The sequence below is a fragment of the Psychroserpens sp. NJDZ02 genome (genome assembly GCF_004843725.1).
Lineage (GTDB): Bacteria > Bacteroidota > Bacteroidia > Flavobacteriales > Flavobacteriaceae > Olleya.
In genome coordinates this window covers 2130151-2153911 of record NZ_CP039451.1, presented here as the reverse complement: position 1 = coordinate 2153911, position 23761 = coordinate 2130151, and the positions used below count along the sequence as shown (strand labels likewise).

19 protein-coding genes are annotated in these 23761 nt (G+C 33.3%); all 19 read right to left on the bottom strand.

The annotated features are described in order from the left end of the window. Positions 1-18: 18 nt before the first annotated feature. The 19 genes from E9099_RS09280 to E9099_RS09190 all read right to left on the bottom strand — a co-directional run bounded on the left by E9099_RS09280 (position 19) and on the right by E9099_RS09190 (position 23728). Positions 19-1260: an ABC transporter permease gene (locus E9099_RS09280; RefSeq protein WP_136583369.1), complete on the bottom strand. Its 1242-nt coding sequence runs from the start codon at positions 1258-1260 to the stop codon at positions 19-21. Between the two features lie 3 nt (positions 1261-1263). Continuing rightward, entirely contained in the window at positions 1264-2493 is a 1230-nt protein-coding gene (locus E9099_RS09275; RefSeq protein ID WP_136583368.1) for an ABC transporter permease, read from the bottom strand. Next, the gene (locus E9099_RS09270; protein ID WP_136583367.1) at positions 2486-3187 is read right to left on the bottom strand and encodes an ABC transporter ATP-binding protein; all 702 of its coding nucleotides are present in this window, start codon (positions 3185-3187) and stop codon (positions 2486-2488) included. The genes E9099_RS09275 and E9099_RS09270 overlap by 8 nt, the downstream gene beginning before the upstream one ends. Positions 3188-3295: 108 nt before the next feature. Beyond that, the gene (locus tag E9099_RS09265) at positions 3296-3523 is read right to left on the bottom strand and encodes a hypothetical protein (RefSeq protein ID WP_136583366.1); all 228 of its coding nucleotides are present in this window, start codon (positions 3521-3523) and stop codon (positions 3296-3298) included. A 50-nt stretch (positions 3524-3573) separates the two neighbouring features. Then, the gene (locus E9099_RS09260) at positions 3574-4122 is read right to left on the bottom strand and encodes a DUF420 domain-containing protein (RefSeq protein ID WP_136583365.1); all 549 of its coding nucleotides are present in this window, start codon (positions 4120-4122) and stop codon (positions 3574-3576) included. Between the two features lie 49 nt (positions 4123-4171). Beyond that, entirely contained in the window at positions 4172-4918 is a 747-nt protein-coding gene (locus E9099_RS09255; protein ID WP_136583364.1) for an SCO family protein, read from the bottom strand. A gap of 10 nt (positions 4919-4928) precedes the next feature. Next, the gene (locus tag E9099_RS09250) at positions 4929-5645 is read right to left on the bottom strand and encodes a hypothetical protein (RefSeq protein WP_136583363.1); all 717 of its coding nucleotides are present in this window, start codon (positions 5643-5645) and stop codon (positions 4929-4931) included. An 87-nt stretch (positions 5646-5732) separates the two neighbouring features. Beyond that, positions 5733-6113, bottom strand: a complete 381-nt coding sequence (locus E9099_RS09245; RefSeq protein WP_136583362.1) for a cytochrome C oxidase subunit IV family protein — start codon at positions 6111-6113, stop codon at positions 5733-5735. A gap of 21 nt (positions 6114-6134) precedes the next feature. Continuing rightward, positions 6135-7133: a cytochrome c oxidase subunit 3 gene (locus E9099_RS09240; RefSeq protein WP_136583361.1), complete on the bottom strand. Its 999-nt coding sequence runs from the start codon at positions 7131-7133 to the stop codon at positions 6135-6137. 120 nt (positions 7134-7253) lie between these two features. Further along, positions 7254-7838 carry a heme-copper oxidase subunit III gene (locus E9099_RS09235; RefSeq protein ID WP_136583360.1) on the bottom strand — a complete coding sequence of 195 codons (585 nt, stop codon included), beginning with the start codon at positions 7836-7838 and terminating at the stop codon, positions 7254-7256. A 1-nt stretch (position 7839) separates the two neighbouring features. After that, entirely contained in the window at positions 7840-8733 is an 894-nt protein-coding gene (gene cyoE / locus E9099_RS09230; protein WP_136583359.1) for a heme o synthase, read from the bottom strand. 98 nt (positions 8734-8831) lie between these two features. Continuing rightward, the gene (locus E9099_RS09225; protein ID WP_136583358.1) at positions 8832-10967 is read right to left on the bottom strand and encodes a gliding motility protein RemB; all 2136 of its coding nucleotides are present in this window, start codon (positions 10965-10967) and stop codon (positions 8832-8834) included. Between the two features lie 111 nt (positions 10968-11078). Next, positions 11079-11888 carry an energy transducer TonB gene (locus E9099_RS09220; protein ID WP_136583357.1) on the bottom strand — a complete coding sequence of 270 codons (810 nt, stop codon included), beginning with the start codon at positions 11886-11888 and terminating at the stop codon, positions 11079-11081. Positions 11889-11999: 111 nt separating this feature from the next. Continuing rightward, positions 12000-12725 carry an energy transducer TonB gene (locus tag E9099_RS09215; protein ID WP_136583356.1) on the bottom strand — a complete coding sequence of 242 codons (726 nt, stop codon included), beginning with the start codon at positions 12723-12725 and terminating at the stop codon, positions 12000-12002. A 56-nt stretch (positions 12726-12781) separates the two neighbouring features. Next, entirely contained in the window at positions 12782-13153 is a 372-nt protein-coding gene (locus tag E9099_RS09210) for a VanZ family protein (RefSeq protein WP_240788982.1), read from the bottom strand. Then, entirely contained in the window at positions 13146-13526 is a 381-nt protein-coding gene (gene gcvH, locus E9099_RS09205) for a glycine cleavage system protein GcvH (RefSeq protein ID WP_136583355.1), read from the bottom strand. The genes E9099_RS09210 and gcvH overlap by 8 nt, the downstream gene beginning before the upstream one ends. 64 nt (positions 13527-13590) lie before the next feature. Beyond that, positions 13591-20745 carry a cell surface protein SprA gene (sprA, locus tag E9099_RS09200; protein ID WP_410523977.1) on the bottom strand — a complete coding sequence of 2385 codons (7155 nt, stop codon included), beginning with the start codon at positions 20743-20745 and terminating at the stop codon, positions 13591-13593. A gap of 51 nt (positions 20746-20796) precedes the next feature. Then, positions 20797-21378, bottom strand: coding sequence for a Holliday junction branch migration protein RuvA (ruvA, locus tag E9099_RS09195; protein WP_136583353.1), 582 nt, complete (start codon positions 21376-21378; stop codon positions 20797-20799). A 55-nt stretch (positions 21379-21433) separates the two neighbouring features. Further along, positions 21434-23728, bottom strand: coding sequence for an NADP-dependent malic enzyme (locus E9099_RS09190; protein WP_136583352.1), 2295 nt, complete (start codon positions 23726-23728; stop codon positions 21434-21436). Positions 23729-23761 lie beyond the last annotated feature (33 nt).

Below are 23761 nucleotides of genomic sequence, written 5' to 3'. Positions count from 1 at the left end.
TTTATTTATTTGATTGATTTACTCTTCTCTTAAAGCCTCTATTGGCTTTATACTTGTTGCTTTAAATGCTGGAATTAACCCAATTAAAGTCCCTAATACCACTAATATTAATAAAGCAACAAAAACAACTGTTATAGATACGGACGCATTAACAATTACAGCTCCTGCCCCCTGACCAAAAGCACTATCTAAAGCAATAAGTATCCAACCACCAGATATGATACCTAATAATCCAGCTAATAAGGTTATAGATACAGCCTCAACAATAATTTGTCTTTTTATCTCATAAGGTGTTGCTCCTAAAGCACGTCTAACTCCTATTTCCTTCGTTCTTTCTTTTACCGTAATAAGTAATATATTTCCAATTGCAAATACACCAGCTATTAAAGTAGCGACGCCCACAAACCAAGTTAAAAACTGCATACCAGATAGGAATCCGGTGATTTTAGCAAATTCTTTTCCTAGATTAAAACTACCAAAAGCACGTGTATCATCTGGATGAATATTATTTAAGTTTCTTAAAATTAATTTAGCATCAGATTCTATTTGAGAGATATCATATTCTGGTTTACCAGTAATCATCATCCATCTAATCTCATCTCCCATATTATATATTTGCTGAAACGTTGTAAAAGGAATATGAATATCACTTGATGGTCCCATGTTACCATTACCTGTTTCAAACATACCAACAACCTTAAAATTCATGCTGTTTAATTGAATATACTCCCCAATCATTTCGGCATCCTTTTCAAATAGTTGCTTATAAATTTCTTCAGAAATCACAACGACCTTCCTGTTTTCATCAATATCAGTTTGATTGATAAAGCGTCCTTGAATCATCTTCTTCTTTTGAACCTGATCTAGTATTGGGTAATCACCATTAACACTAAAACTACCTGATAAAAAACTATGAACAACTAAAGCTGTGTTTACATTTCTGGGCACAACAAATTCGATACCCTCAACATTTTCCTCTATCTTTTTAGCATCACTAACCGTTAAGTTTACTTGGCGGCCTTCCTGGAATCCTTTAAACGGTTTACTTGTACTTTGTGCCCAAACAAAGACACTATTTGTGGCAAAATCTCCAAACAAACGATTAAAAGAATTCTCCAATCCTTTTGCCGAGCCTAGTAAACCGATTAGCAGTAAAATTCCCCACCAAACACCAACCATAGTTAATGCAGAACGGAGTTTATTTTTACTTAAACTATCGTAAACTTCTTGCCATGTATCTCTTTCGAATAAAAACATTATAATTTAATCATTTCTAAGTGCGACAATTGGTTTAATTCTAGATGCCTTTTTAGCTGGTAAATAGCCTGCAATACCACCAGCGACAATAAGTGTAATTGTTGCAGCAACAACAACACTTAAACTAACTGTAGGATCTTTAATAAAATATTTTTCTAGCATCGGCCCTGCGAGTTCCACAACACCCATACCTATAAGTAAACCCACAAACCCTGCTATAACCGTTACTAAAATAGATTCTAGTAATATAATTGAAACTATAGATTTTGGAGAGGCCCCTAATGCTTTTCTGATTCCAATCTCCTTTGTACGTTCTTTAACAATAAATATCATCATATTACTAATACCAACAATCCCTGCTATTAAAGTACCAAAACCGATAACTAAAACCATAACACCTAAACCACCAGTCATTTGATCTACCGCTTTAGACTCGTTAGCTAAATTTCGAACTCTTATAGCGCGTTGATCACTTTGGGACACCATAAAACGATCTTTCATTTTCTTTGTCAACAGATCACTAAACCCAATAGCCGCATCAAAATTCATATTAGGATTATAGGTTAAATTTATTTGATCGATATAATCATTATTGCCATAAATTTGTTGCGCTGTACTAATAGGAATATAAATTATACGCTCTTCATTATCACCTCCATCATCACTAAAAACACCGACGACTTTATATTGAATACCATTTAAATTAATGTATTTACCAATAGCAGTCGTTTTTAAAAATAAATCTTCTTCTACCAAACGCCCAATGACTACGACTTTTGTTTTATTATCGATATCTAATTGATTGACATATCGTCCATATTCAACTTTAGTGTTTTCTAAAAATTGATGATCTGGATTGACCGCAATTAAACTATAACTACTTTTTTCATTTCCAAAAGAAGCCATGACATTTAAATACACTCTTGAAGTAATATATTGCACTTTATCACCGTACTCTTTTTCTATCCAAGCTTGATCATCATTTTTAAACTGAATTTTCCGCCCAGCTTGTAAACCATTACTAGCTTTAGACGTTTCTCCAGATCTGATAAATATAGAATTTGTGGCATCATCTGAAAAAGCTGTATCAAACGTATTTACCAACCCATTGACTAAACCAAATAAAATAGCAAATAACGAAATAGCAAAAGCTACTGTAAAACCAGATAATACACTTCTGGTTCTGTTCATGTTTATACTCTGAAATATTTCTCGCCAAAGATCTCTATCAAACATGCGCTGAAGCTCTTTCTTGATTAATAAACACATCTTCTATAATAACACCATCCTTTAGACGGACAATACGTTTACACATATTTGCGATGTCTTCTTCGTGCGTTACCATTAATATGGTTTTACCTTCATCATTTAACGATTGAATAAAATCCATAATCTCATATGATGTTTTAGTATCTAATGCCCCTGTAGGCTCATCAGCTAAGAGTAATTTTGGATCCGCTGCTAATGCTCTTGCAATTGCGACACGTTGTTTTTGACCTCCAGACAGCTCATTAGGCAAGTGTGTTGCCCAATTTTTTAAACCTACTTTTTCTAGATGAAACATCGCTTTTTCAAGTCTTTCCTTTCTCTTGAATCCTTGATAATATAGCGGAAGTGCAACATTCTCTATTGCGTTTTTATAATTGATTAAGTTGAAAGATTGAAATATAAATCCCAAAAACTTATTTCTATAAATTGCGGCTTTTTTCTCAGTAAGATTTTTGATTGGCACACCATCTAAAATGTATTCACCTTCATCAGCTTCATCTAACATTCCGATAATATTAAGTAATGTTGATTTTCCCGAACCTGAAGACCCCATGATTGCAACCATTTCTCCTTCTTCAACAGATAAATCAATTCCTTTTAAAACATGAAGACTAGAATCCCCTATTGGGTAGGACTTATGAATCTTTCTTATTTTGAGCATAATAGACAGTTTATTTGATTGATGAGTAACTCAATATCAATTAGACTACAAAGGATGGAATTTGTTACAACATTTAATGGCTTTTTTTGTTAAAATATGTGTTTAGTACTAATTTATTGCTTTTTTAGTTCTAAAAAACTTCCAATAAATAAAGAATCCTAATCCAAAAACTAATAAATAAGGAATAGACATTAAATACACAATTCCATCATTGATACCTTTTGCAGTAGCCTGCCCCTCTTCATTTTCTAAAACCGCTCTACACATAGCGCATTGCGCTGAACTTTTTAGACAAAAGAAAAAAGAGATTAGAAAAAAGATTGCTTTTGTTTTCATATTTATTGTTTTGATGCCATTCAGATTGCTATCAGTGTGACATTATCCTTTTAAATGTAATAAGGTGAAATCATTAAATACACAATAACGCCTGTTACTGCAACATATAACCATAACGGGAATGTTAGTTTAGCTATTTTTTTATGACGTTCTATATTATTAGTAATTGCCCTAACATAAGTGATTAAAACAAATGGAATAACTACAATAGATAACGCAATATGCGTTATTAATATCACAAAATAAACTGTTCTGACAACACCTTCACCACCAAATTTTGTAGAATCACTAGTCATATGATACGCCACATACATCAGTAAAAAAACCACAGAACAACCAATAGCAGTTGACATTAATTTTTTATGAAGGACTATGTTTTTCTTTTTAACAGCCATAAAAGCTAAAACCAAAAGAACAGCTGTCAAAGCATTAATACCAGCATATATTGGCGGTAAAAAAGTTAATGGTTCTACATTAAACCCAAAATCTTTTAACTTGACGTTAAAAAGCACAGCAACAGCAATAGGAATTAATATTGACAACACAACAATCCACTTATTGTATTTTTTTTCGTCTTCTAGGGTGTTGATATTAGTCATATTTAATAATTTATGCGATTCTGAAACACGTTTAGAATGATAGAATAATTTACTCTCTTAACAATTTAGCAATATCTTCTTGTATCACTGTTATTTCTTGCTCATTACCATCTTCATCCACTTTTTCCTGCTCGCTTATCACACCTTTATAAAATATTTTTGGATTCCCAAAAGCATCTTTTCTAGAACGCAAGTACCCTTCTTTATCAACTAAAGCAAAATCCCCAGAATGTTCGAAATTTTCAATATTAGCAAAAATATTAAACCCAATATTTGACAACTTATAAATGTCTTCTTTTGCGCCAGTCAATAAATGCCAATTTGGACTTGTCACGCCATAATCTGCCGCATAAGCTTTTAAAACCTCTGGTGTGTCATTCTCTGGGTTTATACTAAAAGAAGCAATACCAAAGTCTGGATTGTCTTTAAACTTATCTTGAATTACAGCCAAATTTTTGCTCATTCTTGGACAAATAGTAGGACAGGTTGTAAAAAAGAAATCAACAACATATACTTGTCCCAAATAATCTTTATTAGTAATTGTTTTACCATCTTGATCCGTAAAACTAAATTCAGGTACTTTTTTAGGTTGACCATCAATGATTAAATACTCTAAATCAGACTTATTCTTTGAAGTTTTCTTACCGTTAACAACAAGACCTTCACTTCTACTTTCGTCTGTGCGACTTATATCTCCATTACTCACCCTATCTACAATCTTCGGAATAAAAATAATACCGAATAACAAAATGATAAACGCGATACCTATATATGAATAATTTGCTTTTTTGCTCATTGTAATACGATTAATTTGTGTCTCCTTTTAAGTCCTGTGCGCGTCTAGAAGCCGAGTTAAACTCACCTTTACGTTTCTGTCTATACTCCGTAAACAACACCCGTAAATCATCTGCTCCCATAACATTTTTAAGTTGTGCTACTTCCGAAGCATTATAGGCGGTTAATGGATATGCGCCTTTATCAGCTTCTATTTCAGGTTTAGTTCTATTATCCAAGCGTCCACGTTGATTTAACTCTTTGTCAACAATAAAAACCTTACTTGTTGCAAGATTAAAATCTAAGACCTCGCTTGTTCTTAAACTATTAAACATCTTTTTTGTATCTGAATCATCCAACTCCACAAACGACCAGTACTTAAGCTCACCATACTTGGTTAATTCTTTTTTAAGCCGATCTGTCGCCTCTTTAGAATCTTTTGAAACTAACATTACCACTTGAAACTTTTTAAAGCCTTGAAACTTATCGTAGATCAATTCTTTAAGGTTAGAACATTCTACAAACTTACTTTCAGGATCTTTACCTAAAAACCCTAATACAGTAATATGTTCTTCTAATTGTATATCCGTATTGGAAGAACTAAGATTTTTTAAATCTAGTATGTTCTTTTTAACAACTTCTAGTGGATTGTAATTGTTTGTAGACGGGTATAAAAACAATAAAAAGATAACAGGAAGAAAAAACAAGACACTTAAAACAACTCCTTTTTTAATATTCTTTTTATCCATAATAATTGTACTGTTTTTTAAAATACAAAAATAAAAAAGGTGGCTTTAATAAACCACCTTTTTAACTTTATATATTTTGATTTCACTCTAGAAATCTCTTTTTATAAATCCATTGTCGTACACGTTAAACACGTAACCACCTTCTTGTAATAATATAAATAGTAAATAACAGATTAAGAATATACCTGTCCATACTACTGCACGTCTTAATCCTGCAACTTCATCACGCATGTGCATGAAGTCCCAAGTAATATAATACGCCTTTACTATTGTTAATATAATGAAGATCCAGTTTAATAGTTTCATCCCTAAAACAACACTTGTTCCCCAAGCTGGTTTTATTATCCCCAAAACAACCTCTATAGCCGTTATGATAGATAACAAGATTAAAACTCCCCAAATTTTTTGAGTATTAGATTTAAACTTTACTAATCCTCTGAATATTTCTAATTTATGTGCGTCTGCCATGATATGTCTTTTCTATTTTTATTAAACTAGGTAAAAGAATGTGAATACAAATACCCAAACTAAATCTACAAAGTGCCAGTATAAACCAACTTTCTCTACCATTTCGTAACTTTTACGTCTTTCGTACGTTCCTAAAACAACATTAAAGAAAACAATGATATTTAGGATAATTCCTGATACAACGTGAAACCCGTGAAATCCTGTTATGAAGAAAAAGAAATCTGCAAATAACGGCGAACCGTATTCGTTAACATGAAGATTTGCTCCTTGTACAACCGCTTTACCGTTCTTTTTAATTTGCTTTAAAGACTCTGTTTGAGATAAGATAGTCTTCTCACCTTCTTCGTTGATAATTTGAGTCCTTATTAAAACATTAGGATTAGCTTCCATACCTTTTATAACGTCAGAAACTTGGTAAACAGGTAACGCTCCTTCTCCTACAAACCACAATCCGTTTTTACGTTCGTGATCCACTCTATCTGTGTGAGCAGCCGTAGTAAAATCTGCTATAGCAACGCGTTTAAATGTTTTTTCTCCATCTATAGTTACGTACTCTCCAAATTGTAAGATGTTACCACCTTTAGTTTGCACAGCACCAAAATCTCCTTTAATAAAAGTATTCCATTCCCAAGCTTGAGAACCAACAAATATTATACCTCCAATAATAGTAAGAAACATATACCATGTTACTTTTTTCTTATTTAAATGGTGACCAGCATCAACTGCTAACACCATTGTTACTGAAGACATAATCAGTATAAATGTCATAAACGCAACATAGATCATTGGATAATTTCCATGAAAAAATGGTACGTGAGTAAAAACTTCGTCTGCAATTGGCCAAGCGTCAATAAATTTGAATCTTGAAAAACCATAGGCTGCTAAAAACCCAGAGAATGTTAATGCATCTGATACGATAAAAAACCACATCATCATCTTACCATAACTTGCTTTTAGCGGTTCATTACCACCTTCCCAAGTCTTTCCTTCTGTATCAGTAGTTGCAACTGTAGTATTCATAGTGTTAAATTAGTTGTTAAAATGTGGCACAAAAATAATCATTTTATTCAGTTAAAAAAATAGCTAACTCTAATTTTATAGTATCTAAATAAGGTTTTAAGCTTATTCTATCTATTTTTTTTAGTTTAGAAAAAAGTATAAGAAGAAAAACAGGTAAATCCAAAGCAAATCTACAAAATGCCAAAACGTTTCTGCTAGTTCAAATCCTACTATATTTTCAGCTGAATACTTCCCTTGTAAATGTCTAACCAACACGACTAATACAGGAACTAAACCTACTAAAACGTGCACTATATGCACTACCGCTATTAAATAAATATAGGTTACTGTAATGTTACTTGTAGGCCCTGTAAAGTTAAAACCTAGATCAATTATTTGGTTAAAACCTCTAAATTGATTGTAGACAAAAAACAAACCTAATACAAATGTTAAAATTAACATTGCTGTAGTTAGTGCGTTATTTCCTTTTAATAATGCTTTTTTAGCCACTATAAAAGTAATACTACTTACAATCATTATTATAATGCTAGTCCAAAACGGTTGAGGCATCACAAAATCCTGAAGCCAATCTGGCCTAGAGCTACTTACAATAAAAGCACTGGTCCAACCCGCAAATGACATAATTAAAGAGGCTATACCAAAATACAGCATCATCTTTTTTGCACGTCCCGTTTTTTCTTCTATAGTCCCTTCGGTTAAATCCATTTTATCTTATAAATTTATCAATAACGTATACAATTTGAATCAATGTAATATACAGTACACTAGACAACATTAATTGCTTGGCTACTTTTTCATTCATGTTTTTGTATAGTTTAATGGCATAAAACAACATCATTAAGCCTAAAGCAAATACAATAACTGCTGCTACTATAGATAATTTTAATCGTCCTGTTACTCCAAAGACAGGAACAATAGACACTAAAATAGTCCAAATAGTATATAATATGATTTGTATTGCGGTCCCTCTATCTTGCTTCCCTGTTGGCAACATAAAAAAGCCTCCGCGTTTATAATCTTCAAATAAAAACCAGCCAATAGCCCAAAAATGAGGAAATTGCCAGAAAAACTGTAAGGCAAACAACGTCCCTGACTCTATACCAAAATCATCAGTTGCAGCAACCCATCCTAACATAAATGGGATAGCTCCGGGAATAGCTCCGACAAAAACAGATAATGGTGTTTTTGTTTTTAATGGTGTATAAACACTGGTGTATAAAAATATAGAAATGGCACCAAACATAGCCGTTTGCGCATTGATAGTATACAATATAGCAATCCCTAAAATTGTAAAAATACAAGCAATTAAAAACGCCGTATTTACAGTCATACGCCCTGAAGCCACAGGCCTATTTCGGGTGCGATGCATTAAAGCATCCAAATCTTTTTCGATAATTTGATTGAACGCATTACTAGCGCCAACCATAAAATAACCTCCTAAAGCTAGCAGTAAAACAATTTTTAAACTAATAGTATCTGCACCTAAAAAATAACCAGCCACTGACGAAAACACGACACTTAAAGACAAGCGCATCTTAGTGATTTCTTTAAAATCGGATATAATTGTATGTTTTATTGTAGGGGTTGCTGTTGTACTCAAACCAACGCTATTTTTTTTGCTGGTGCAAAGATACTGCTAAATGGTTATTTAGCATAAAAAAACATCAAGGTTTTTAAGTTATGGTTTTTGAGCCTTTGTTACATATCAAAATACCAATTAAACAAATCTGTTCTTAAACCAAAATTAATCCATACCGTACTGTTGTTAACAGCGGATAACGTTTCGGCTTCGGGGTTAAAATTACGATAACTTATATTAACAAAGGCTTTTAAGTTGGATGCGGGATTAACTAAATAACCTAGTTGTGCACTAGCATTAATAGAGGTCGTTTTAATCCCTTGCCCTATAGATACTCCGGTATCAAATGGTCTATCATTGTAGTTTCTATAAATATCTCCACCATAACTAAAGTCATCCGTACCATCATTAACATCTAAACCTCTAATACCAGCAATTAACTTAGCCTCTCCAAACCAACGTTCTTTTTGATAACGCCCAATAAGCACTAACTCTTTAAAGTTTGCTCCCCAAAGGTGCGCCATTGGCTGGTTATTGTGCGCATAATTCAAAACAATAGTATTATGCGAATAAGTATATGGTCTTACCTGATTGTACTCAGCTTGAAGCATTAATTTTTTCACATTAAAAGCATTGTACCATTTTGCCCCTAACTGAAAACCATATTTGTTCTTCCAGCTTCTGTCACCTCCTGTTACATCACTTAGAGAAAATTCATCTAAAATAAATTGACCATAAACATTAGCATTATCACTTAGCTTATATTTCCCAGAAGCTCCTACAATAGCATTTCCTGCTCCTTGGCCTGTCTCGAATTCGATGGCTCTAAAAAAGATTAATGGATTTAAATAATTAACATCAAAACCTCGATCGTTACTATTTTCCCAAATAACAGATTCAAACAAGCCTAAATTAAATCGTTTTGTTACATTCCAACTTAAATAATGATTTGCTATATACTTTGTTAGAAAGGCCTTATCCAAAGTAACATCATCACGTACATCTTTAAGCCAAGTCCAAGTATTGGTATATTTTATATTCCAAAACTTTGTGTTCAGCTTTAAAAAAGGATAGGGACTAGAAACATCACTTTGCAATAAACTACGGTATCCATCTCCAATAAATTGTTTACCATGACCAAATTGTACATTTAAAAATTTTGCTGGAGAATAAGACAAATACCCCTCTGCAACAGGGTAATCATAAGCGTCTTCTTTAAATCGTTTGGCAATACCACGCCCAGGAATTATTGCGGGGTCAGGCCCAAAAGCTTTTAAACTTTCGGCATACTCATTGTAGTATTGTGCAAACCTACCTTGGTTTTCATAAACAGAAGCTGAAAAACTCAGTTTATCACCCAAACCTCCTTGCACATACGCACCTCGTGTATTATTATAAGTATATCCAAAATCCGCGTCTGTATCTTTCCCTAATTGCAGATCAAGAATAGGATCAATAGTAAACCAATAGTCTTCACTTTGCAACTGTACTAAATGCTCATTCCATAATTTACGTCCTACCCATGTTTTAGACTGCTTTTGAAGCGCTTCATTCTCTGATTCAAAATCATAATAATTAGAAACGTCTTCATATTTATAAGGTTTAGATGCTGTATGGTTATTAGTTCCAATCCTATTTAAATCTTGATCAAATCGAAAATAATTTTCATGAGAAAACGGGATATTAACCTGACTCTTATAAGCCTTATTTGTATATTTTGAAACGGACTTCTGAACACTATCAAATTCTCGTTTTGCGTTTTGTTGTAATTCCGTTAATTGTTCAATTTGATTAACCTTTTTTATACTTTTAGTGTCCACTGAAACTATTGCCGGAAGCTTACTAGATTTGTTATTTTCATTTAACGGAAAATGCAACGTCATACTGTATTGTTTAAACGTTGGATTACCGTTGTAAGTTGCCGGTTGTATTACTGGGAAAACAGAAAACACTCGAATAAGCTCTTCTTTTAAAGCCTTAATCTGAGCATCAATATAAACCGTTTTAAAAACACCTCCTTTGGTAACTTCGAATATAACAGCTATTTCTCCAATATAATTAGATTCAACAGATTCAGGATACCTAAATTGAGAATATACAGTTTTATACACTTCTTGATTAAAACAATTATCAAGCTGTTTTAAATCCGTCTCCTTACAATTTTCAAAACGCGGCGCTATTTGATAAATAACTGAGTCTTGAGCATAAGAAAAAATAGAACACATTAATAAAAGTCCTAAAATGAAAGTCTTCATATTTAGTTTACGGTTTAAATTTAGCCGAAAGATACTGTTTTTATCAACGTCTTAAAACCAAAATAGTCGTTACCTTAAAAGATAACGACTATAAATATTATACCTTTTTAACTAATATCTAACTTCAAAAACTATTGGCAAAGAATATAAAACAGAAACTGCTTCCCCTCCTTGTTCTCCTGGTTTCATTTGTGGCACTCTATCAACTACTCGATTAGCCTCCTTTTCCAAATCTTTATGTGGCGCACGTGTACTTATAATTTCCACAATTCCAAATTTATTTATTCTAAAATTAACGGAGATACGCTGTATACCTTCCTTTAAACCTAAATCCATTCCTAAATTTCTATCAAATTTATTTTGGATTAATTTGGATAACTTCTCCGACATACATTTTCTGCGCTTATCATTAGTATTAGCACTTTCGCATCCAGGATAAACAGGAACCTTTTCTACAAAGTTTACATGTATTTCTTCCTCAGGCATATCAACTGTAATTCCATCTAAGTCTAAAGAAGGTTTAGCTTCTTTAGGTTTTGTAGGAGTAAACATTTCTGACTCCAATTTATCGGTTGTCGTTTTTACTTCTGGCGTCTCATCCGGCACAACCGTAACATTAACCACACGTACTGGTTGCTTTTTTAAAGGTTCTGAAGTTTCTACTGCATTCGCTTCTACTCTAAAAGTAGGAGCAAACATGTAATCCTTATCAACTTCGACCTTTGCTGTTGTCGGAATTTTAAAATCACTTTCTTCAAAACGCATTTCTAAAGCACCATAAGCTGCAAGCAAGCACATAATTAAACCAATCTGAAAATAGAGCGCTGTGTTTTTTTGCACATTAGCGTCATGCTTTTGCGATTTAGTTACATTTTCTTGACCAAAATCTTTTAAATCGCTTTTTTTCTTTGAAACCCTCATAATATAAATAGTTTAAGTGTTAATATTATGAATTAATCACAAAAAGTATACCAAAACAAAAATCCCGCTACATAAATGTAACGGGATTTTTAATGTATATGGAAATATGCTCTACTCTACTTTAAAAGTAATAGGTAATCCGTAAGGTACATTTACTGCTTTACCTCTTTGTCTACCTGGTTTCATTTTTGGTAACTTACCAATGATACGCTTAGCTTCCTGTTCTAGTTTAGGGTGTGGTGCTCTTGCTTGGATATTAACAATATTACCGTTTTTATCGATCTTAAAACCAACATTAATTCTTTTAACACCACTATCAAGACCTAAATCTTGTGCTAAATCTGCATTGAAATTTTTTCTTACAAATTTACCAATCTTTTCAGACATACATTTTTTCTTAGCATCATTGTTTCCTGCACCTTCACATCCTGGATACACAGGTACATTTTCAATAATAGAAAAAGGGACATCTATATCTTCCTCAACCTCTTCAACTTCTACATCAGCAACTTCAATTTCCACAACTTCTTCTATATCTGTTTCTGTAGATTCCATAACTGTTTCTTCTACATCCTCCTCATCTTCAACAACCTCAATAACTTCTGGAGCTGCTGGTGGCGGTGGCGGTGGCGGTGGTGTATTCAAAATTTCTGTAATTGGCACATCTTCATCATCAATATCATCAAAGGTTAACATTCCTATATCGATATCCGACTTTTCTGTTGTCGTATAATTAAGTGTAACGTATGATAAAAAAAGCATTAATGCTAATCCTACCGCTACGTAAAGCGAACTGTTACGTCCTACATTTGCTTTTGTATTTTTTTTAGATTCCATATCTTTTTGTTTACTGAATGCTAAAATAACTATTTATTTGTTAAAAAAACAAGCTATTAGTCGTTTTTAACTTTCCTTAATGTTAGTAAATTAATAATAAACACTGCAATAACTGCCCCTATAATATTGGCTATAACGTCTTTATAATCTGCCTGTCTACTTTTTGTAAGTGTGTGTTGTAATATTTCAATTAGCATACCAAACAGCACAGACACACTAAAAGCCAGTTTTAGAGCCGTTTTTTTACTTTTTCCAAAAAAGTAAAAAAATGACAAAAACCAAACACTAACAAATATTAGATGTGCTATTGCATGAACAACTTTATCATTGCCATGGGATAAATCAACCTCTGAACTAATCTTAATAAGACTAACCGTCATTAATGAGGCGCTATATCCAAAACTTACAAATAATAAAAGTTTACGCACCAATAAGTGCCTTGTAATCTTCGGCAGACATCAAGTTATCCAACTCTGAAACATCAGTCACCTTAACTTTTACCATCCAACCTTCTCCATAAGGATCTGTATTCACTTTCTCTGGCTCATCCTCTAAAGCTTCATTAAATGCTACAATCTCTCCAGAAACAGGCAAAAACAAGTCTGAAACCGTCTTAACAGCTTCTACAGTACCAAAAACCTCTTCTGCTTTTAAAGTTTCATCTAAAGTTTCAACCTCTACATAAACGATGTCTCCTAATTCACTTTGAGCAAAATCTGTGATTCCAACTGTAATTTGGTCTCCTTCTACTTTAATCCACTCGTGGTCCTTAGTGTATTTTAAATCTGATGGTATGTTCATTATATATTTTATTTATTGAATTACAAATGTATTTAAATGAACCTTAAATTCAAACAATCAAATGCTAATTTCCGAAATTATATCTTAAAGTTAATCCAGAACGAATTGTTGTTTGAGGAAACGCCGTAGATATCGCATATTCTGAGAATGTATAATCAAAATAAAATAAGCCTGTCAGGTTTTTACTAAAGGCATATTCTGCGTTATATTTAAGGCCCCAAATAGTTTGTCCGTTTGTAATTTGATTATTATCTAAATCTAAATAACGAATAATTGTTTTGTTATCTCTAACCGATACATCTGCCGACATTATTAAATCCGCAACAATTTTTGTTTTTGGTCCCGCTAATTTAGAGTTTATAGTCACATCTTTAAAACGATACCCTAAACCAACAACATATTCGTTTCCTGATATTTCTGTCATTAAATTATTATCAAAACTAAGCGATAGCATCCTATCTTTTCTCATTTCTAATAAAACTCTAACCGAGTTTTTCATTTCCATATCAAATCGGAACAATGGACTAAACATCTCTGTTAACGTTACACTAGTATATAGATATTCACTTTTAAAATTTCCTGCTTGATCCAAGTCGTCACTAGGTTGTGAATTATAATCCAAACCGTAATCTATTCCATCAAAATCAAGATTACTTCTAAACTGACCAATATTATAACTAGAACGGTATCCGTGAGTTAAAGAGAAACGTTTAAATTTCTTTTTAAACCATTTCATTTTCATGAAACCAGTGTATTTAATATCCCAGTTTGGAATTGGCACATTTCTTAAGGCTCCTAATTTTGTTTTATTAGTATTCTGACCTGTGTAAGCACTAACAAAAGCTGGCAATAACACTTGTTGACTAGTCTTACCAAATCCTTTAGGGTATCCATCAGCATCAACATCATTTGGATCTGACCCGTTTTGAACGGCTAAACGTCTTGCAATCTCTAACCTATTTGCTTTAAAATCATCAAAAGCTTGAGACCCCGTCTCATCACTTTTCCCGAATGCTGTTGGTAAGGTAAATGACGAGATACTAAAGTTTCCATAGGTATTTGGTGTTAACGATAAATACTCGTTATTTTCGATACGGTAGTTCTCAGTGTAGTTTTCGGCATAAGTTCTAAACCCAACTAAATCAATTTTAAAATCATTAAAAGGCTCTAGGTTTGCAGATAAATCTAATTGTTTCGTTTGGTTTGTCGTGTATTGTTGATTAAAGTCAGGAAATGTTGTTAACCATCCATTTCTTGCTGCTAAATCTCTAACATCACTTTGACTACCTAAAGTATAACCTACAGTAGGCTTTGCTGTTCCCAAAAAACCTGGAGTTTGTAAATATCCTGGTAAATAGGTTCCATTAGTTTCACTATAAACTGCTTGAATTCTTTTAATGGAAGTTAACATACCTATTCCAATGTTACCAATTTTTGAACCAATACCATCCCCTTTTTTCTTGGTCACCTCTTTTACCTTGGCTTTAGCTGTGGTTGGCGGAGCACTTCTAGACCCTCTCGCTACTTTATTAGACTTTCTTTTTTTCTTAGTAGTAATACCTAAGTATTTATACAACTTATTCATGTCTAAAGTCGAATTAATATTATGCGTATTACCGTTAGAAATAGTATTCCCTAAATTATAAGTATTACCATCGTCTCCAACAAGATTACCAAATAAATCAGATCCTTTTTGCCATTGGAACAATCCAGAGTAAGAATAGGTTGCTTGAATAAAACTTAACGTTGGTATTTTATCAAAAGGCAATTCGTAATTAATACCGATTTGTTGTTGTTGACGGTTTGGATCACCAAAATCAAAAAAGCCATCCCATACATCTAATAACGGATCCGGCTCTCCATTAATAATATTGTCCTTAAAATAGTTTCTTATTATATTATTGTTTGCAGAAGAATAACTTACTTGAAGCGACTTTGTCAAACTCCAATTAAGGTTATACTGATAATCAAAGGTATAATTTCTTCGATACAACTCTTCTAGTCCTATGTTACCATCAGCCAAATCAATATCTCTAAACTTTTGACGGTTAAATTGTCTATTTAAATCCGAATTAACTGCGATACTGGATGGTAAGGCATTAAAATTTAAGTCTTTTAAGAATTTCCAATACTTACCAGTAAATAATGAATCGTTTTTCTTGAAAGGTTCTATAATTTTAGGTTCAAAATTGTAGCCGTAATTAACACCAGCTCTCACCTGTTTATCTACGGATCTTTCTATTTCAAAATCACGATGTTCTAATTTATTATAAGAGTAATTTACTGTTACATTCTCTACGTCGTAAAAACGAGACTTAGCATCTCCTGTTCTAACCTTTTTGACTCCAATAAAATTGATGCTTTTTCGTTTAGTATATTCTTCTGACTGCTCCAGTATATTGTCTCTTTCTAAATCGTTTTCAGCTTCATCTAAACGTGTATCCAATTCTATATCCTCGTATTGTTGATCATATTTTGGAGTAACAACTTCCACACCTTGACCGTAACTAAATGGTATTTTAATTCCCCATTTTTTTGGTAATAATTGACCAACATTAACATTTGTAATGACATCATACTGCTTTACGTCTTCCAAACTACGTTCACTAGGACCTTGACTTACCGTACCAAATCCAGAAGTACTCATTTTACCAGTAGCACTAACACTTGCAAAATCTGCCAATTGTGTATCTACAGTAACTATCGCTGCCCACCCTCCTTGGTTATCCATTTCTGATAAACGCAACTCATTATACCAAATCTCTCCACATTGCGTTATGTTTGTTCCATTTTTGACACCAACCATTAACGTTCTTACATCTCCAAAATTAGGATTTCCTTTTATAGCTACACGTTCTTGTCCTAAGACATGATCAGAAAACTCATCCGAAACAGGAACAAGATCAGACCCCACTACATCATAAAAATCAGCGACACCATCCGTCAATGTTTGATTACTAATACCTAAAGATTTTATACGCTGTAAAACCTCTAGATCTATATTGATTTCATTTACATCAGGCCAATAAGCTTCCGCAGTTGCTCCTCCATTATAAACTTGCAATGGTATTTCTATTTGATAATAATTATCTGTTAAATCATTACCCATCCTAATAAAACCAACTAAATCGCTATCTCCTAGGCCTGGAGTTCCTCCTTCTCTAGCGTGCATAAACATACGTAGCTTTTTATATTGACGCATATCTATACTTATATTTTTATATACTCCACGAGAATCTTTAGACTTTAAGTCACACACATCAACAACCAAGGCTTGTTCGTTTTGACTTACTATTGTATTGTTATTGTTTAATTGCTCTGGCACAACACTTGGAGGAGAAATATAGCTACCTTCATTTTCTTGTGTACTTACAGCTCCAACAGTAAAATCTGTATCATCAAAATCTAAAGGTGTTGCCCCTCCACTTAACGCCAACTGATAACGTCTCCAGTCACTACGAACCAATTCTAACGACCCAAATCTTAAGGTTGTATTTTGCTCGAAATCGTTTAAATATAATCTTGCAAATCTAATTGAACGTAAATCTGTAATTCCATTTACAACAAACTCGTCATCCGTACGAATAGGAATTCTAAATTGATACCATTTAGGATACACAGTATCTCCATTTGGCAAAACCCTAGGGTTATTGTTATCTGTTACGTTTTTAGTATCTACAATATATTCGTTATCTAAGTTTAAAGACGCTGGCGTTATTTCAACTTCATATTCAAAATAACTATCAATAGTATTCATTGTGTTATCTCGATTGACATCCTCTACATCTGGCTGTGTTGTAGACCCTCTATTTGTATCACTAAATGTATCAGGAGAGTTTCCTTCAATTCCATTGTAAAATTTATATCTCTCAAAGATATTACCATCTCCGCTTAAGTAATAGTTATAATTATCCTGAGCTGGATCTGCCAAACCTGAAAATCCAGAAGGGAAATTGGCCGCTTCTTCTGCGTCATTATAACCGTCAAAACCAACATCTTGATTGGTTCGCTCTTGACCTGTTGTATCAAATGCATAAATCAAAGCTTGATTTTGAGGTACAATAGACTGAAAATCCGTTTGCGGTAATAAACTAATATTCCCATCTTGGGGAAGACCATTTTCATATTGTTTACGTCCATCTTTAAGTACATCTTCTGAGATATTACCTAAATTAAGAAATAACTTACCTCCTTGATTTGATGTGTTTTCTTGAAAAGGATCTTGTAACCAAAACTCGATATATTCGACATTAGCTTGTTCAAAATCTGTTGATGTAATCTGTCTTGTAATCCCTCCCCAACTTGCTGCTGGATTTGAAATGGTACCACTTTCTGTTCCTGGCTCAAAATTATAAGGACCTCGCTCTTGTGGATAAAATGATATATCTAACGTATTTAACACAGAGGTTTGGCCTTGTGCAATGTCTTGTTCTGGGAATAATTCGTTTACAAAAACCCTACTAGTATATAAGCTAGACATATCATCGTCAGAAATTCCTGAAGGACGTTGACTGCCATAAAATATGGGATCAATAGTATACCAGTTAAACATAGCTCTACCATAACCATTTTCTATTCCATTACTATCAAACGATGTCACATCGTTAACATTTAGAGGTCGACTTGACATACTCCAAGATTGGGGAGACTTAAGGTCTATTCCATTTTGTGTTCCTTCAAAATCATCTATATAAGCAGTTGCCTCTCCATTAAAATCTGTTCCTTTTGGAGCGCCTGGAATTAAATAAGCAAAATCTCCTCTAACCGAAATGTTAGAAGGCGCATCCGTATCTATATTTGGTAGTTTATTAACCAACCTAGATAAGAATGGTAATTCTGACGAATAATTAGCATTAAAACCAAGCATTGTATTATTGATTGGTTCGCTATCATAATTAGCTTTTTGTGTGATTGGTCTCTCATTAAGGTTTAAATATGTAGCACCAATTACAAAATTTTCATTAAACTGATGTTCTACATTTAAACCTGTATAACGTTTCGTTTGTTGTCCAAAAATAGAATTGTTTTCAGTAGATACTTCAATAGGAATATTTGATGCTTTTAAACCTTCATCTATTATATAAACACGACCTAATTGATAGTTTACCGTATAATCTTGACCTTCTACTAAAGTACGTCCTCCAGCAGTAACCTGAACAGAACCCCTTGGCACATTAAATCCACCAATAGGAATTCCGTCACCTCCTGAAGATTTATAACGTCCTTTAATTAAAAATTTATTTTTTTGACCTTCATCTAAAGCAGCTGTTTTTGTGGCTTTATATAGTAAATCATAAACGTATTTTTCTTGATTTGCATTGGCATATGTATCTGCTTCATAATCTGTCGCATTGTTACCACTATTGGCATCATTATCTAAAATATCAAATAAATAACGTCCAAAAGGCTCTACTTTAGTAAACACTATTTTTCCGTTAGCAGGTATTACGGTTATCCCTGAAACAAAGTCAAAAAAACCATCACCATTAGTTTGGGGATCATTATTGTAATTTAATTTATCAAAATTGAATAATCGCAATAACGTCGTTTGCTCAATTGGTTCACCATTAAAATCAACCCCAAATGGCGTGCCTTCGACAGGACTAATATAATTAAGTGGTGCCGATTCATTATAAAATATATTTAACTTAAAATCTTCTTGAGTTAATTGGTAAGCCCCAGTGTCATAGACATTTTTCATCATTAAATCCCAGATCGGCTGAGAGACACTAGTGATACTACTTTTTAATAACTTTAATACTAATGCATTATTAGTCACATTTGTGACCTCTCCAGCACTGTTAACATCAACATCCGTTGCACCAATACCATCGTTTGCAAATTCTCCGACTTGAAACACTTGACCTCCGACTGTATATTGATATGCTACTGCTAACACCTCGTCATTATTTAAACGTTGATTTAATGAGATGTAACCTAATTGTGTGCTTAAAGTATATTCCTGTCCTTCTGTAAGTTTTCTGGTGTTTTCCTGTTTTGCAAAATCGAAACCTTCGTTAAATCCAGAAATTGAAATCCCATTTTGAACTGTTGCAATATCTCTTACTGCTGTATTTAATTGTGACCCTGCATTACCAATGTTTGTTGGATCTAATCCATTATTCCCGTTATCCGGAAATGCATTAGGCCCACTAGTTACAGCAACCCCTGGATTACCAATAACTCCTGTTTCTCCTAAATCCTGAAAGGCTACAAAGTTTCTTACATTTTCTGTGCGATTACTTCTGTTAGTTACCCAAGCTTCAATTCTAGTAATTTGAATATTATTATTTATAAATGGATAATTTTCTAATGCACTATCATAATTGTTACGGAAGTATTGCGCTAAGAAAAAGTGACGATTTTCATCATAATCTCTAATAAAAAACTCGAATTCATCAACAGTACCACCACCTTCTGCAATAACTGATTTTGCATCAGAACGTTGGTCTGAAAACACACCTGTTACTGTTGTTTTACCAAATTTTAATTGTGTCTTAACTCCAAATAAACTTTGTGCTCCAGAAATTAAAGAGTTAGTTATCGGCATACTAACGTTACCAACCTCTATTTTTTGAATGATATCATCTTCCGTAGGTGTGTATTCTAATTTTATTAAATTCTGAAAATCAAAAGTAGACTGTGTATCATAATTAGCAGTTACTTGTAATCTTGATCCCACTTTACCAAGCATACTTAAACTAATACGCTGATCAAAATCAAAAGAAAAATTTGTTCTATTTCTAGGAGAAAATGAGGGATTATCTTGTTTAGTAAATAGAATTCCTAAATCCATCTCAACCGTTCCTTGAGGTATAATTGATATTGGACCTTCTCCAAAAATACTTTCAAAAAAACTAGAGTTAACATAAAACTCAGGGATTAAGTTTTTCTGAGCCTCTTCAGAACCTCCTTTTTTCCCTTCGTAAGCATCAATTTTATCTTTGTAATACGATTTTTGATTTTGCCTTAAGACTAACGCTTGATACTCCTTAGGTGTTAAAATTATTGGATAATTTATATTAAATTTACCAACTGACTCTGTATAAATATAACGATCAGTTACCGGGTCATACGTATATTTAGACTCTATACTTGTCGGATTAGGCATATTAAGACGACCTAAACTAAAACCGGTTTTGGTACTATCTTGCTCTGTTTCGTTTTCTTCCTGTGCTAAAGAAAGTGTTGACACTAGCAACGCAAATGCTGTTAGCAAAAAATGTTTAAGGGATTTATAAGAACTAAGTTGAGTTGTATTCAAAATATATTATAAATTTTTTAAGGCTAGTTTGATAATCGTTTCTACGTTAGCATCTGGTTGAGTCATAACAATTTTGTCCACGACTTTCTCTGCTTGTTTTTTAACAAATCCTAATACTTCTAAAGCAGATAACGCTTCATCTTTACTTGTATTGTTCTTAGTTACAGAAACTTCATCAATATCATAAATTTTAAGAATTTTATCTTTTAAATCTATAATCACACGTTGTGCCGTTTTTATTCCGATACCTTTAATAGACTTAATTAAAGCAACATCTTCTATAGCAATACCTTCTCTAATCTGCTTAGGTGTCAAAGAAGACAGCATTGTACGAGCTGTATTTGCTCCAATACCACTAACGGAAATAAGTAAGCGAAATAGCTCTCTCTCGGCCAATGATGCAAATCCATATAACGTATGCGCATCTTCTCTAATTTGAAGATGCGTATATAATTTTAGTGCTTCTTGGTCCGGAATCTGTGAATACGTATGTAGGGAAATATTTAAGAAGTACCCGACTCCATTACAATCTATAACGACATCTGTCGGACTTTTCTCTACTAATTTCCCTTGTATATGTGTAATCATCAGTTTTTTACTATTAAGCTTCCAAATGTAAGAAAATTATTTATATCAAATAATTCTACTGTTTTTTTGCATTCTGTTCGAACTTCTCTTTTTGTTGTGCATCAATAACGGCAATAGCAGTCATGTTTACAATCTCGTCTACACTAGCGTGTAATTGTAAAATATGCACTGGTTTGCGCATTCCCATCATAATAGGCCCAACAGATTCTGCACTATTTAATTCTTTTAACAACTTGTAAGTAATGTTAGCCGATTCTAAATTAGGGAAAATTAAAGTATTTACTTTTTTTCCCGCCAATTTAGAAAACGGAAAACTATCGGTTAACATTTGGCTATTTAAAGCAAAGTCTGTTTGTAATTCTCCATCCACCAATAAATCAGGGTGTCTTTTATGTAAATAAGATACTGCTTCTCTTACTTTAGTGGCTGTTTGGTCTTTTGACGATCCAAAATTAGAATATGATGTCATTGCCATAACAGGTTCCATTCCAAACATTTTAACCACTTTTGCTGTCATTTGAGCAATCTTAGTTAAATCTTGGGCTGATGGATTAATGTTTATTGCTGTATCACTTAAAAACATAGGACCACGTTGCGTCATCATCACGTTAGTAGTCGCTATTCTTGTAGATCCAGGCGCCAAACCAATAAGCTCTAACATAGGTTTTACAACCGACGGATAATTACGAGAATAACCAGAAATTAATGCATCTGCATCCCCTTCATTAACCATCATAGCAGCATAGTAGTTACGCTCTCTCATTAGTTTTTCAGCTAATAAAAACGTTACTCCTTTTCTTCTGCGTTGTTCCCAATATATTTTAGCGTATTTATTTTTTTGTTCTAATTGTTCGTCAGATTTTGGGTCAATAATAAGGACATCTGCATCAAACTCTAACTCCTCTTTTAGACGTTCAATCTCATCTTTTCTTCCTAATAAAATAGGAATAGCAATCCCTTCCTCATACACAATTTGAGCTGCTTTTAAAACATCTAAAGAGTCCGCTTCTGTAAACACAACACGTTTAGGGTTTAGCTTTGCTCTGTTCAATAATAATCTTACAATCTTATTATCATTACCTAATCGGTCTAGTAGTTGCTCTTCATATTTGTCCCAATCTTCAATTGGCTCCTGTGCCACACCACTTTCCATTGCTGCTCTCGCTACCGCTGGAGGTACCGTTGCTATTAAACGTGGATCAAAAGGCTTAGGTATAATATACTCTTTACTAAAAGTCAAACGTGTTTCACCATAAGCAATGTTTACCTGCTCTGGCACTGGCTCTTTAGCTAATTCCGCTAATGCTTTTACCGCAGCCATTTTCATTGCTTCATTAATTTTAGTCGCTCTAACATCTAAAGCACCTCTAAAAATAAATGGAAAACCTAATACATTATTAACTTGGTTAGGATGATCACTTCTTCCTGTAGCCATGATAATATCTTTACGCGTTGCAATAGCTAGATCGTATTCTATTTCTGGATCTGGATTAGCCATAGCAAACACAATTGGGTTTGTAGCCATCGTTAATAACATCGCTGGAGTAACTATATTTGAAGTAGACAAACCGACAAATACGTCAGCATCCATCATTGCTTCATCAATGGTGTCTATTTTTCTATGCGTAGCAAACTCAGCTTTTTGAGAGGTTAAATTTGTTCTATCATCTCTAATAACACCTTTACTATCTAACATGACCACGTTTTCACGTTTTGCGCCAAATGCTAAATATAATCGCGTACAAGAAATTGCTGCTGCCCCTGCTCCGCTAACTACTATTTTCACATCTTCTATATTCTTTTCAGAAAGTTCTAAAGCGTTTAATAATGCTGCTGCAGAAATAATTGCCGTTCCATGTTGGTCATCATGCATTACAGGAATATCTAATTCCTCTTTTAAACGTCTTTCAATTTCAAAAGCTTCAGGTGCTTTTATATCTTCTAAATTGATTCCACCAAAAGTTGGTGCAATCATTTTTACGGTTTGTATAAACTCTTCTATATTTTCAGTATCTACTTCGATGTCAAAAACATCAATATCAGCAAATATTTTAAATAATAATCCTTTTCCTTCCATCACAGGCTTAGACGCCTCAGGACCAATATTCCCTAGACCTAAAACTGCAGTTCCGTTAGTTATAACGGCTACTAAATTTCCTTTTGCTGTATACTTATAAACGTTGTTAACGTCTTTTGCTATTTCTAAACACGGTTCTGCTACACCTGGCGAGTATGCTAATCCTAAATCCCTTTGTGTTGCATATTTTTTTGTTGGTACGACTGCAATTTTACCTGGTTTTGGCTTAGCATGATATACTAAGGCTTCGCGACGTTTGCTTTGTTTACTCATAATTTCACTTTAAGTTTTAGTGAATTACAAATG

Coding starts and splice junctions, on each gene's coding strand:
- E9099_RS09255 (WP_136583364.1), bottom strand. CDS start 4,918: ATGAGCAAAAAAGCAAATTATTCATATATAGGTATCGCGTTTATCATT.
- E9099_RS09235 (WP_136583360.1), bottom strand. CDS start 7,838: ATGGATTTAACCGAAGGGACTATAGAAGAAAAAACGGGACGTGCAAAA.
- ruvA (WP_136583353.1), bottom strand. CDS start 21,378: ATGATTACACATATACAAGGGAAATTAGTAGAGAAAAGTCCGACAGAT.
- E9099_RS09260 (WP_136583365.1), bottom strand. CDS start 4,122: ATGACTAATATCAACACCCTAGAAGACGAAAAAAAATACAATAAGTGG.
- E9099_RS09245 (WP_136583362.1), bottom strand. CDS start 6,113: ATGGCAGACGCACATAAATTAGAAATATTCAGAGGATTAGTAAAGTTT.
- E9099_RS09225 (WP_136583358.1), bottom strand. CDS start 10,967: ATGAAGACTTTCATTTTAGGACTTTTATTAATGTGTTCTATTTTTTCT.
- E9099_RS09275 (WP_136583368.1), bottom strand. CDS start 2,493: ATGTTTGATAGAGATCTTTGGCGAGAAATATTTCAGAGTATAAACATG.
- E9099_RS09215 (WP_136583356.1), bottom strand. CDS start 12,725: ATGGAATCTAAAAAAAATACAAAAGCAAATGTAGGACGTAACAGTTCG.
- E9099_RS09190 (WP_136583352.1), bottom strand. CDS start 23,728: ATGAGTAAACAAAGCAAACGTCGCGAAGCCTTAGTATATCATGCTAAG.
- E9099_RS09265 (WP_136583366.1), bottom strand. CDS start 3,523: ATGAAAACAAAAGCAATCTTTTTTCTAATCTCTTTTTTCTTTTGTCTA.
- E9099_RS09250 (WP_136583363.1), bottom strand. CDS start 5,645: ATGGATAAAAAGAATATTAAAAAAGGAGTTGTTTTAAGTGTCTTGTTT.
- E9099_RS09270 (WP_136583367.1), bottom strand. CDS start 3,187: ATGCTCAAAATAAGAAAGATTCATAAGTCCTACCCAATAGGGGATTCT.
- gcvH (WP_136583355.1), bottom strand. CDS start 13,526: ATGAACATACCATCAGATTTAAAATACACTAAGGACCACGAGTGGATT.
- E9099_RS09220 (WP_136583357.1), bottom strand. CDS start 11,888: ATGAGGGTTTCAAAGAAAAAAAGCGATTTAAAAGATTTTGGTCAAGAA.
- E9099_RS09240 (WP_136583361.1), bottom strand. CDS start 7,133: ATGAATACTACAGTTGCAACTACTGATACAGAAGGAAAGACTTGGGAA.